At 47.8% G+C, this 12,929-nt stretch carries 7 protein-coding genes and 1 pseudogene; 5 read left to right on the top strand and 3 right to left on the bottom strand.

Annotation, left to right across the window (positions count from 1 at the left end):
* Positions 1-286 precede the first annotated feature (286 nt).
* From QT990_RS07465 to QT990_RS07450, 4 genes are all read left to right on the top strand, one after another.
* Positions 287-1,153, top strand: coding sequence for a DUF928 domain-containing protein (locus QT990_RS07465; RefSeq protein ID WP_333143875.1), 867 nt, complete (start codon positions 287-289; stop codon positions 1,151-1,153).
* A 116-nt stretch (positions 1,154-1,269) separates the two neighbouring features.
* Positions 1,270-1,446, top strand: coding sequence for a hypothetical protein (locus tag QT990_RS07460; protein ID WP_333143876.1), 177 nt, complete (start codon positions 1,270-1,272; stop codon positions 1,444-1,446).
* A gap of 24 nt (positions 1,447-1,470) precedes the next feature.
* Positions 1,471-3,591, top strand: coding sequence for a ShlB/FhaC/HecB family hemolysin secretion/activation protein (locus tag QT990_RS07455; protein WP_333143877.1), 2,121 nt, complete (start codon positions 1,471-1,473; stop codon positions 3,589-3,591).
* 581 nt (positions 3,592-4,172) lie between these two features.
* The gene (locus tag QT990_RS07450; RefSeq protein WP_333143880.1) at positions 4,173-10,037 is read left to right on the top strand and encodes a CHAT domain-containing protein; all 5,865 of its coding nucleotides are present in this window, start codon (positions 4,173-4,175) and stop codon (positions 10,035-10,037) included.
* A gap of 110 nt (positions 10,038-10,147) precedes the next feature.
* On the opposite strand, the gene QT990_RS07445 is transcribed toward QT990_RS07450, so the two are convergent.
* Both QT990_RS07445 and QT990_RS07440 read right to left on the bottom strand, forming a co-directional pair.
* Entirely contained in the window at positions 10,148-10,546 is a 399-nt protein-coding gene (locus QT990_RS07445; protein WP_333143881.1) for an alr0857 family protein, read from the bottom strand.
* Between the two features lie 254 nt (positions 10,547-10,800).
* A complete protein-coding gene (locus QT990_RS07440; protein ID WP_333056402.1) occupies positions 10,801-11,316 on the bottom strand; it encodes an HNH endonuclease in 516 nt (171 codons plus the stop codon).
* Between the two features lie 583 nt (positions 11,317-11,899).
* Here QT990_RS07440 and QT990_RS07435 point away from each other — a divergent pair.
* Positions 11,900-12,235, top strand: coding sequence for a ribbon-helix-helix domain-containing protein (locus QT990_RS07435; RefSeq protein ID WP_039886507.1), 336 nt, complete (start codon positions 11,900-11,902; stop codon positions 12,233-12,235).
* A 35-nt stretch (positions 12,236-12,270) separates the two neighbouring features.
* Here QT990_RS07435 and QT990_RS07430 read toward each other — a convergent pair.
* Positions 12,271-12,858 (bottom strand): annotated as a pseudogene (locus QT990_RS07430) (RNA-guided endonuclease InsQ/TnpB family protein); the annotation flags it as partial.
* Positions 12,859-12,929 lie beyond the last annotated feature (71 nt).

Here is a 12,929-nt window from a genome sequence, read left to right as displayed (position 1 = left end):
GCCTTGTAGCCTCTTGTCTGAGTTAAAAAACCCGGAATATTAGTCTTTGTCAAAGTTGGGTTGAACAAGCTCAACCGAACCTGCAGCCGTGAATGGAAGTAAGTATAACTACTAAGCTACCACTGACAAACGCGACAGAGAATTCTATGTTGAGCACAGCGACCAAAATAATCGTATCTGCCTGAAGATATAAATTAAGTACAACAGATTACGATATCCGTCAAAACCTTGGATAGAATAAAACCGTGAGATAAAGTTCCTAGGTTCATCAAAAGGCAGGTTCGTCATGGCTTTGAAGTCTGCTCTAAATATCGGTGCTCTTTCCTTAATTCTGTCTTTAGAGGCAGTTGCCGCCGGTAGTTTTTTAATACCTGCAGAGGCTCTCAACAGCCCCGCAAACATTGTCCAGCGCGCCTCACCACCGCAGCTACCCCTCAACTGGCAAACAGCTCAACCCCCTGAACCAAGCGGAAGCAGACCGAACAGCCAGCAATTGGAACCCGCGTGGAATAGCTTTCAACCGCCGGAGGACGGAGTACCCGGAAGGCGGGAAGGGGGAGGAACCCGCGGGTTAGAATGCCCCACGGCCACAACTGCCTTAACTGCCTTGATTCCCCAATCAACTATGGGGCAAACCATATCAGCAAAGCCAACATTTTTCTACTACCTTCCCGTAGCCCTCGACAAAACAGTTCAGTTTGAGTTAGCAGACGAAAGGGACAAAACACTATACAAAAAAAGTTTTCGCATGGTAACTAGCCGTGCAGGTGTAGTTAGCGTCAGCCTCGGCTCCGATGACAACTCGCCAGCCCTGGAAGTTGGCAAAAACTATCAATGGTACTTTACTATCAAATGCAACCCAAAAAATACAACCGATGATGTTCTCGTTTCCGGGTGGATCAACCGCACCGCACTCGCCCCAACCGTGAAAACAGAGTTGGATCGATCGTCCGATCGCACCAAGCTCAGCATCTTCGCCCAACAAAATCTCTGGTACGAGTACCTGGCAACTCTAGCTCAATTGCGTATCGAGTCTCCCAGCGATGCCAGTTTAGCGATCGAGTGGTCAGCAGTGCTCAACTCAGTCGAACTCGGCAAAATAGCCCAAGAACCCTTAGTCGCAAGTGAGTTAACACCTATCACAAGAAAATAATTCAACACCAGTTTCACGCAAAGAATGCAACGGTAGGCCCGTGCCCCAAACCCTGATAGCCATAAGTCATTGGCAATTCTAAAATCTAAAATCTAAAATCTAAAATCTAAAATGGTATGACTGGTGCAGCAAGTACGAAAAACTCGGTTTCGAGCGCGGTATTTGGCAGCGCCACAGATGATTTTTGCCTGTTGCGGATTGTTTGGTCGATCGTCCTAAATAAATTAAAATTTTTGTACCGATCGGCAGTTCGGACTTCTGACATCTTGAAAGCCGGACTGTGGAAATTTTGATGGTCAAATTTCGCCTAATACTAAATGATAAACTGGCATAGTCAAGCAGGCGACAAACTTATTTTAGAGAAATTATTAATTATGCGCCCGAATGCAAATATTGCACTATTTCGGTTGGGGATTTCACTTCTAACTGCGCTGCCGATGGCTTGCTTTTATGCCAATAAAGCTATATCCCAAACAAAGGATATTTCTCAGTTGCCCGTCGCCGCTGACAACTCAGCAGATACGGGCAATCAAGTATTAGCACTTCAAAAACTGGAAATCAAGCAAAATGAAACAGCAACAAACTTAAATCAGCTTCCCGATTCGATCGAGACCAACCCTGAACGAGAAACACAATCGAACCCCGCCGAGAACAGGCAAGATGCCTGTTCCACAAGCAGTTTGATTGATTGTCGTACGGGCATCTTGCCCGTAGCAAAAAATCTGGTTGACAACGATCGCCAATGTCAGAACCCGCTAGATTGCAATCATGTTTTAGCCCAGAACCAACCCTCGCTGCCTCCAAACCTGCCATCGCCGCCGACGGAGCCCGATCCAAATCGCGATCGATTTCTGCAACCGGCCCCGCAGCCTTCCCCAGAACCTCCCCAAGCACCGCCCACAGTAGCGCCGCCGTCCCGGTCGCCAGTTCCCCCAACCCTGCCGAATACACCAATTGAGGTGCAGAAAATTCAAGTAGTTGGCAGCACAATTTTAAGCCAAGACGAAATTAATGCCTTAGTCAACCCGTTAGAAGGCCGTTCTACCACCCTAGAACAGCTCAAACAAATCGCCGACAAAATTACCGAAATTTACCTCAATCGTGGCTACATCACTTCGAGAGCAGTCTTGCCGCCCCAAACTATCACCGCAGGGGTAGTCCAAATTCAAGTGATTGAAGGCAAGCTAGCCCGAATTGAGGTAGAAGGAACTAAAAGATTGCATCCGAGTTACATCCGCAGCCGGATTCGACTCGGTGCCGGAATGCCTTTAAGCACAGCTTCATTAGAAGACCAACTCCGGCTGTTACGAGTCGATCCTTTATTTGACAATGTAGAAGCCAGTCTGCGGGCTGGGGATAATGAAGGAGAGAGCATTCTGATCGTCCGAGTCTCGGAAGCTAATCCGTTTCAACCTACTTTCAGCATTGACAATTACTCGCCTCCCAGTGTCGGTTCCGAAAGATTGGGAGTTAGTTTGCGGCACCGCAATATAACAGGAAATGGCGACGAACTGGCAGCGGCTTATTACAGATCGCTCGGCGATTCAGACGTGTTTGATTTTAGCTATCGCGTGCCGCTAAATGCAATGAACGGCACTTTGCAATTGAGGGCGGCACCGAATCGCAACAGTATCGTACAACCACCTTTTAACCGTGCTGACATTTCGGGAAAATCGCATTTATTTGAAGTTAGTTACCGCCAGCCGCTGCGGAGAACGCCGATCGAAGAATTTGCCTTGTCTGCCGGTTTTACTTATCAAACAGGTAGAACTTTTGTCGCCGGCGAACCGGTTCCTTTTGGCATCGGCCCGGACTCCAATGGTGTCACCACTACGAGCGCAATTAAGCTGGGACAGGACTACATTCGGCGCGACCCGCAGGGTGCTTGGGCCGTGCGATCGCAATTTACGATCGGCACTAGCTTGTTTGATGCTACTCAAAACGAAGGTTCTGATCCCGACGGACAATTTTTGAGTTGGCTGGGTCAATTGCAGCGAGTACAGCGATTGAATGACAAACATTTATTAATTTTGCAGGCAGACTTGCAGTTGTCAGCTAATAGTTTGTTACCTTCCCAGCAATTTGTAATTGGCGGCGGGCAATCTTTGCGCGGCTACCGCCAAAATGTCCGTTCTGGGGATAACGGCTTCAGAGTTTCGATCGAGGATCGGATTACTTTGCAGCGCGATGCTTCGGGAAATCCCAAACTACAATTAGCTCCATTTTTGGATGCGGGTACGGTATGGAACGTTGCGAACAATCCTAATACATTAACCAATCAGACATTTTTAGCAGGTTTAGGTTTAGGGGTAATCTGGGAACCGATACAGCGGGTGAACCTGCGAGTAGATTACGCTTTTCCTTTGGTGAGAATTAGCGATAAAGGCGACAATCTGCAAGATAACGGCATTTACTTCAATATAATTTATACACCCTAAAGGGACTTACTGATATCTGGCACCATTGTCAGCAACAGGCAAGATGCCTGTTCCACAAGAAAATTTATATTTTGTGGAACAGGCATCTTGTCTGTTCATACAAGGCTAATTGAGAATGGTGCAGCATATGAGGACTTAGGCACTCGCGGTGTGCTGACTGGGCGTAATATTAATTCCCATGCTACCGGAGTTGGTATTAGACCCAGGTAGCTGTCCGTTGAGAAAAATTAGCTCGCTTTACAAACCACAGTCAGCCAGTCAACAGATAATAACATCGACGAGCAAACGCTCCGCAGCCGATTCAAGTTACTTCCCTTAACGTCCTTGCCTCACCCTTGACGCAGCCAATTACAGACAAAGATTATGAAAAATGATAGAGTTTGTCCTTAACATAAATAATTTTTTCTGACAACTAACCCCCAGCCCATCTTAATTTTGATGACCTCGGTAAAAAAAAGAGCCAACGCTAAGCAGATTTGCCTATCCAAAAAGAAACTATAGCTTTTGGCTTTTACGGAGTCGATAGAGAAAGGTTCAGTTGACCCCCCTCTCCCAATTCTTAACTCTCCCAAAAAACAATTATGCTGCCAGATAAATACCGAAAAGTGCATCGCTGTCTCCCTCTGGTGATGGGAGTGGTATTCGCTACTACCTACAGCATCCCCATCAGCGGCCAACCCAGGATTCCCACACCATCCCAGTCACCGACAACAGAAAAACCCAACCCATCGGGAACGCAGCAACCCGTGCAAGCATTTGGCGGGCAACTCGCCATGTTTGTGGGGCATGAGGAGATGGTCATAAGTGCAGTATTTAGCCCCGATGGTCGCCAAATCCTCACTGCTAGTGCAGATAAAACCGCCCGCTTGTGGGATACCAAAGGCAATCTCCTAGTTATGTTCCAGGGAGATAAAGCGGCAAGTAGATCGGGAGGCTTCCCAGGAACCAGATTCAGTACAGCCATATTTAGTCCTGATGGCAGCCAAATTCTCACTACTACTGAGTATGGAGTCCGCTTATGGGATATCAAAGGCAATCTCCTCAAAGAGTTCCGGGGGGATCAGGAGCGGGGTGAAGTTATAAGTGCCGTGTTTAGTCCCGATGGTTCTAAAATCCTAACCAGTAGTAACTTTGGGAATGAAACCGTCAGGTTGTGGGATATCAAAGGCAATCTTCTCAAAGAATTCCAGGGGCATAAAGCAAGAATTAGCGCACCAGTCCGCCCAAAAGCTGTATTTAGCCCTAATGGTCGCCAAATCTTTACTGTCGGTTCGGATGGAACTGCCCGCTTATGGGATATCAAAGGCAATCTTCTCAAAGAATTCCAGGGGCATAAGGATCGTGTCGCCAATGCAGTCTTTAGTCCCGATGGACGGCAAATCCTCACCGCTAGTCTAGATAAAACTGCCCGCCTGTGGGATACCAACGGTAATCTCCTAACCGAGTTCCAGGGGCATGAAAATCATGTCCAAAATGCAATATTTAGCCCCGATGGTCGGCAAATCCTAACCTATAGTAGGCAAGTCCGAGTTTGGGATACCAAAGGCAATCTCCTCGCTGTGTTCGGGCAGCATGGAGATTCCCACTGGAGTTCTGTCTCGATTGCAACAGGATTTAGCCCGGATGGTCGCCAAATCCTTACCAGTAGTATGGATGGAACTGCTCAAATTTGGGATACCAAAGGCAATCTGTTGGCAAAATTGCGGGGGCATAAGGATCTCGTCTGGGGAGTATTTAGTCCCGATGGCCGGCAAATCATCACATTAGGTTGGGATAAAATCGCCCGCCTGTGGGATGTGTCAGCCGCAATTGCTGCCGAATCCGAGCAAATAGCTGTCAAGGAAAGCCTTCAGGAAGGCGTGTCCAAAAATAACGCTCAACTGGCAATATTCCGAGGGCACAATAGTGATGTCCTCAGTGCCGTATTTAGTCCCGATACCAGGCACATCCTCACCGCTAGTCAGGATAAAAAAGCCCGTCTGTGGGATCTCAAAGGCAATCTCCTAACCGAGTTCCAGGGGCAGGAGGGGCTCAGCCGCGCAATATTTAGCCCCGATGGTCGTCAAATCCTCACCATTAGTTTTGGTAGTGTTGATGCGAATGATAGCACTACCCGTTTGTGGGATACCCAAGGCAATCTCCTGGCTCAGTTGCGGGGGAGTGGCTCTTTAGGAATCTACAGTGCAAAATTTAGCCCCGATGGTCGCCAAATTCTCACCGCTGGTGGTAATGGTGGTGGTGATGATACCGCCCGCCTGTGGGATCTTAAAGGTAATCTCCTAGCTGAGTTGCAACCACCTGAGAAAGTATGGGGGGGAATAGCCACAAGTGCGGTATTTAGTCCAGATGGCCGGCAAATCCTTACTGCTAGTAACGATAAAAAAGCCCGCCTGTGGGATCTCAAAGGTAATCTCCTGGTAGAGTTTCGGGGGCATGAGAAGGGGGTCAGAAGTGCACTATTTAGCCCCGATGGTAGTCAAATCCTCACTGCCAGCGATGATGAAACCGCCCGCCTGTGGGATCTCAAAGGCAATCTTCTAGCTGAGTTCCGGGGGCATAGAGAGAGACTCACAACAGCCGTATTTAGCCCCGACGGGAAGCAAATCCTCACCTATGCTTGGGCTGAAACTGCTCGCTTGTGGGATACCAAAGGCAATCTCTTGACAGAGTTTCGGGGAGATGAAAAATATTTCTACAGTGCAGTTTTTAGTCCCGACGGCAGCCAAGTTCTCATTATCAGTAATGATGCTGCAAATGGAATCGACCCTGGTATCGCCCGCTTATGGGATACCAAAGGTAATCTCCTGGCTGTGTTCCGAGGGCATGAAAGAGGTTTCGGTGCAGTATTTAGCCCCGATGGTAGTCAAATCCTCACTGCCAGTGATGATGGCACCGCCCGTCTGTGGGATGTATCAGTAGCAATTGCTGCCCAAGCCGAGCAAATGGCAGCGCTGCAAACTTTTCGGGAAAGCGTATCTAAAAATAGCGCTCAACTAGCAGAGTTACGGCACGATAAGTATGGAGTCAAGCGTGCCGTATTTAGCCCAGATGGCCGCCAAATTCTCACCGCCACCGATAAAACCGTTCGCCTGTGGGATATCAAAGGCAATATCCTCACCGAGTTCCAGGGACACAAGTATTCTGTTGAAAGCGCCGTATTTAGCCCTGATGGTCGGCAAATCATCACCGCCAGCGATAAAACCGTTCGCCTGTGGGATAACAAAGGCAATCTCCTAAGTGAGTTTCAGGGCCGTGATCATAGAATCGAAAGTGCAGTATTTAGCCCGGACGGTCGTCAAATTCTCACTGCTAGTAGTGATAACACCGCCCGCCTGTGGGATACCAAAGGCAATCTCCTGGCTATATTCCAAGGACATGAGATTCATGTCAACAGTGCAGTCTTTAGTCCCGATGGCCGGCAAATCCTCACTGCCAGTTTAGATAAAACCGCCCGTCTGTGGGATACCAAAGGCAATCTCCTGGCTGTGTTCCGAGGGCATGAGACGAGTGTCGAAAGTGCAATATTTACCCCAGATGGTCGCCAAATTCTCACTCTAGGCAGTGATTTCCACGGAAATGCCCGCCTGTGGGATATAAAAGGTAATCTCAAAGCAGAGTTTCGAGGGCAGAAGGATGTAGATAAAGGTTCCAGTCACGATGAGAGTGCAGTATTTAGCCCCGATGGTAGTCAAATCCTGATCACCAGTAACGATAGACTTTCCCGCCTGTGGGATATTTCTGGCAATCTCCTAGCAGTATTGCGAGATCATGACAGTTCTGTCAACAGCGCCGTATTTAGTCCCGATGGCAGGCAAATCCTCACCGCTAGTGAGGATCAAACCGCCCGTTTGTGGGATGCAAAAGGAAATCTTCTAGCGATATTTCGAGGACATGAGGATGGGCTCAACCATGCAAAATTTAGCCCTGATGGTCGCCAAATCCTCACTGTTAGTAGTGATAGAACTGCTCGCCTGTGGGATTTATCAGTTGGGATAAAAGTTTCTGCTGCTGAAGTAGCATTTATCAAAGGAACTCAACTTTCTAGCCAAAGCACAGTCGAATCTAAACAACTTGCACTGGGAAAGTTAGAAGAAGCCCTCGCACTTTATCGTGCAGATAGAAACTACGCCCAAGCCACACGCACTCTCCTTTCAATGGGTAAAATTTACGCCCATTTCGGACAATTTCAATCTGCCCTAGACTCCTACAATCAAGCATTACCCTTATCAAAACAAGCCGGTGCCAAAGCCGAAGAAGCCGCTATTATCAACAGTTTTGGTCAACTTTACATCGATTTAGCTGATCCTCCAAGCGCCCTGGATTACTATAACCAAGCTTTGCCCTTATTCTATCAATTAAATGACCAAGCGACAGTCGCCAACACCCTCAACAACATTGGTAATATTCACGCTGCTACAGGAAACTGGAAAAATGCCCTAGACTCCTACAACAAAGCTCTAGTCATCTCCAGACCCGCAGGTAATTTAGCAGCAGAAGCGACTGCCTTAACTGGCATTGGTAGCACCTACATCGCTTCAAAAGAATGGTCAACGGCCTTGAATGCCTACAACCAAGCCCTAAAAATCTCCCGACACTTAAACGACAAAGTAAAAGAAACCACAGTCCTCAATCAAATGGGGAAAATACAAGCTGCTTTAGGTCAGAATTCTACCGCCATTGAAAACTATAACCAAGCCTTATCTCTATCCCAACAACTCGGTTACAAAACAGAAGAAGCGCACATCATCTACAATCAAGCCATCTTAAACCGCCAACAAAATAACCTCACCGTTGCCCAAACCGAAATTGAAACCGCAATTAATATTATTGAAAACCTCCGCACTCAAATCGGTAGCCAAGAACTGCGCCAGTCTTACTTTGCCCGCAACCAAGATTATTATCAGTTTTACATCGATTTGTTGATGCAACTGCACCAGAAAAATCCCGATAAAGGTTACGACGCACAAGCCTTTCATGCTAGCGAACGTGCCCGTGCCCGCAGTCTGCTTGAACTCCTCAGCGAAGCCAGCGCAAATATTCGTCAAGGTGTTGACCAGCAACTGCTAGCACAAGAACAAAATTTGCAACAACAACTCAGTGATTTTCAGAGTCGCAAATACCAAATTATCAGCGCTAGATCTACCCAAGAATCTCTGGATGAAATTCAAGAAAAAATCGATACAGTTCTCAAGCAACTCGCTCAAATAGAAGCTAAAATTCGCGCCAGTAGTCCTCGTTACGCTGCTCTCCAATATCCCGAACCTCTCAATTTGCAACAAATTCAACAACAGGTAATCGATGACAATACGCTACTTTTAGAATATTCTTTGGGTGAGGAGCGCAGTTATTTGTGGGCGGTGACGAAAACTTCTTTCACCAGTTACGAACTCCCTTCTCGCACCGAGATTGAAGCCACGGCTAAGAATTTCCGCGATACTTTAACCAAAGAGACCACGAGAACCTCTCCTCAAATGGTTGCTGAATCTGCTGGACTTCTGAGCCAAATGATCCTCGCTCCGGTTGCTTCTGAGTTGGGCAACAAGCGCTTGCTAATTGTTGCGGATGGCGCCTTGCAATACATTCCTTTCAGTGCCCTTACTCTGGAAAAATCTGAAGCGCCACTAATAGTTAAGCATGAAATTGTTAACCTGCCTTCTGCTTCAACTCTGGCTATTCTGCGGCGGGATATGGCGACTCGTCAACCGGCTCCAAAGGCGATCGCCTTGTTTGCAGATCCAGTTTTTAGCACGGACGACGAACGGCTCAAAGGCACAAGTACATCGCCTGTAACCAAGAATCAAACTGTTGAAAATCTGCCAGTGGAAGCGCAACAATTACAGAGATCCGCCTCAGAGGCTAACATTTATTGGACTCGCTTACCTTTCTCGCGAACTGAAGCTGAGCAAATCCTGGCTTTGGTTCCCGATGATTTGGAAAAACAAGCGTTTGACTTTACTGCTAATCGTACCACGGCAACCGCTCCCGATTTATCTCAATATCGCATTGTTCATTTCGCTACCCACGGATTTGCTAATAGCAAACATCCAGAATTATCGGGATTGGTGCTTTCTTTAGTTGATGAGAAAGGCTCGTTACAAAATGGCTACTTGCGACTGAATGATATTTTCAATCTCAATTTACCGGCCGAATTGGTGGTGCTGAGCGCGTGTCAGACGGGTTTGGGAAAAGACATTAAGGGAGAAGGGTTGGTGGGTTTGACGAGAGGGTTTATGTATGCGGGGGCGCCGCGTGTGGTGGTTTCTCTGTGGAGTGTTGACGACCAAGTAACTTCTGAGTTGATGACACGATTTTACAAAAAAATGCTCCAAGATAAATTGGCGCCTGCTGCGGCACTGCGATCGGCGCAAATCGAAGTGCTACAGGTTTCAGAATGGCAATCTCCTTATTATTGGGCTGCTTTTGGGCTGCAAGGAGAATGGAATTGAGTGCGCTTCTGGCGGGAGAGGGGGAGAAAGTGGGGGAGTGCGACATGAAGAAAATATTTCCTTCTTGCTTCTTCCCTCTTCCTTGTTCCCTCTTCCTTCCAGATCCGATATTAATCGCCGACTTCCCCGACAACCTCCGCAGCAGCCTGAGTTTCGAGCCAGAGTTTGAGCAGCAAGAGCTCTGCCCGATCGCCCAAAACAGTCGCAAACACGCCGTCAGCCCCCTCAGACGCATCAGAAATCCACGTACCCCGCAGAGTCACTTCTACAAAGTCAGCATCAGCAACACAAAGGGCGATCGCATCATTGTCGTTTCGGCGCGCCTCAGATTCCAATAGAGGCAGCGCCGGCAAATTCGCGGGCAGCAAAAATGCCGCAGTGCTCGGTTCGACGCTGATGCTTTGACCAACTCGCATAGCCAGCACCACTCGCAGCGCCACTAACTGTTCGGGAGATTGAGCCAAACGCTCTAGGTTAAAGCCCGTTTCAGTATAAGTCAACTTCAGCATATTGACAGCCCTAAATTTGGAATTGAAAGTTAAAAATTGAAAATCGGGAATTGGGAATTGGGCATCGGGCATTGGGCATCGGGAATTGGGAATTGGGCATTGGGCATTGGATAGGTCGGAATGAAAAGTTTGCTATTCCGACCTAAAATCCTTTTTAATTACAGGACTGAATTAGCTATTAACTATTAGCTATTACCAATTACCAAGAGACTGTTTGGCCCATGCCCCATGCCCTATTCCCCATGCCCCATGCCCTATTCCCCAATTTGGTATTCGTGCCAAAACAGTTCGGCAAAAGCAACAGTGGGGTGTATGGGGGCTTTCGGCTTAGTTCGCAGAGACATTCCAGCTTCTACGGGAGTTCGATCGCCCTTACGAGAGTTGCATCGTTCGCAAGCAGTCACCACGTTGTCCCAAGTATGCGGGCCGCCCTTCGATCGAGGCATGACGTGATCCAACGTCAAATGCCGATTGCTGCCGCAGTATTGGCAAGAATGAGCGTCGCGGCGCAGAACTTCCCGGCGATTGACCGGGGGTACTTTCCACAGGCGTTCCCTGTTACCAAAAGTCAAGCGGATTTGTTCGGGTACGTGGATGCTGGTGCTGGGCGATCGCACCAGCCAGCCGTTGCCAATGCTAAAATCAAGAGGTTCAGCCTTGCCTGTTACCAACAGTACGATCGCCCGTTTGATGTTGACACGGCTCATTGGTAGGTAATTCTGAGAAAATACCACCACAGATTGCCTCAATACATCAGTTACTACGGTCACGGCTTGCTCCTCCTCATTTGGATTTTAGATTTTAGATTTTAGATTTTAGATTTGGGATTTGGGATTTGGAATTTTCGGTGCAACGCCTGCATTGGCTACATCTGGTTTTTTCCCAGTTCCCCAAGCGGATCGAATTTCTCAAATATCCAATCAAATGCCCCCGCTTCTCTTACTTAGAAGCGGGGGCTAGAAAAACTGCGTTCATGCAAATTTTCATCCTGTCTTGGTACAGTAGTTTAGCTGTACCTCCCGCTTCGCGTCTCTCGATATGGCTGTGCCACTTGCAGACCGTGCTGGTCTACCTCGTTGTAATTAATTTCTGCAATTTCTCCTAATCCACTATAACCGGGTTTAATTAGGCCCAAGCCCGCCCACGAGGTCGCTGCGACAGTCGCAAAACCCGTGCTAAAGACGTGCCGTGACGACTCGGAGCGACCCGTGGGGCGATCGCACTTCAGTTGATAGGTGGAGTAGGTGGGGAGAAATTTCACAGCAGGCAGAAGGTGGTTAAGAGGCTTTCAATCTAGCTGTAAACATACTACACTGATATTACACATATGTCCACCCGTCACGGAGAAAAATTATGCATACCCTACCTAGAACCTCAACCACCGAAATGGAAGTGACCAGCATTCGACTCGAAAGAGAGCTCAAGGAGAGACTCAAAGAACTCGCGGGCAATCAAGGCTATCAAGCTTTGATTCGAGATTTGCTCTGGAATTACGTGCAGCAGAAGTCTGGAGAGTATCGGCAGATGTTTTCTCGATCGGATATTCGAGCTAGCATTAATGCCACAGCACAGCAGGAGGAACGCTGCGCGCTTACAGGAGAGTTGATCCGACCGGGCGGCCCGATGTTATTAGGCCTGACGATGCACGGCGAAATGGTGCCGCTGAGTATAGGGAGTATGGCTGGTTGACACTCCTGGGCCTGAAGGCATGAGGATTCTTCTATCTACGAGCTGACTTGCTCTAATTGGATTTCTCCAACGAAAGTAGAGGACAATTCTCCCGAAGCGTTATTTGCATCTAGTGCAAGAGTTCCGGTATGCCCTACCGTACTCAATCCCCGACTTAGGATTATTCTAGCTGCGTTCTCGTCTCTATCTAACAAGCACCCACATTTACAAGCGTGGGTTCTAGTAGATAGAGTTTTTTTGACAATTTCACCACAACTAGAGCATTCTTGACTGGTATATTGCGGATTTACCGCAACCGTTACCCGCTCGAATACTTTTCCAAAATATTCAAGCCAGACACGGAATTGATACCAAGATGCGTCGTTAATAGACTTGGCGAGACAGTGATTCTGCACCATATTTTTGATTCTCAAATCTTCGTAGGCTATCAAGTCGTTGGACTGAGTGACGCACCTTGCCAACTTTAGGGCATGGTCTTTACGTTGCCTGCTTATTTTGAGATGGCGCTTACCAAGAATCTGTCGAGCTTTGCCTCTATTCTTTGAACCTTTGACTTTTCTAGATACCCGACGTTGACTGCGTTTGAGAACACGTTCACCTTTCCTCAGAAACCTAGGATTTTCGGCGTTGCTGAGTTAGAGTATGAATAGGAGGAATAATTTATGCAATGCCCAGAATGTAAATCAACCCATAT

Source organism: Microcoleus sp. T3_B1, from assembly GCF_036700445.1.
Classification (GTDB): domain Bacteria; phylum Cyanobacteriota; class Cyanobacteriia; order Cyanobacteriales; family Microcoleaceae; genus Microcoleus.
This window is presented reverse-complemented; position numbering and strand designations above follow the sequence as displayed.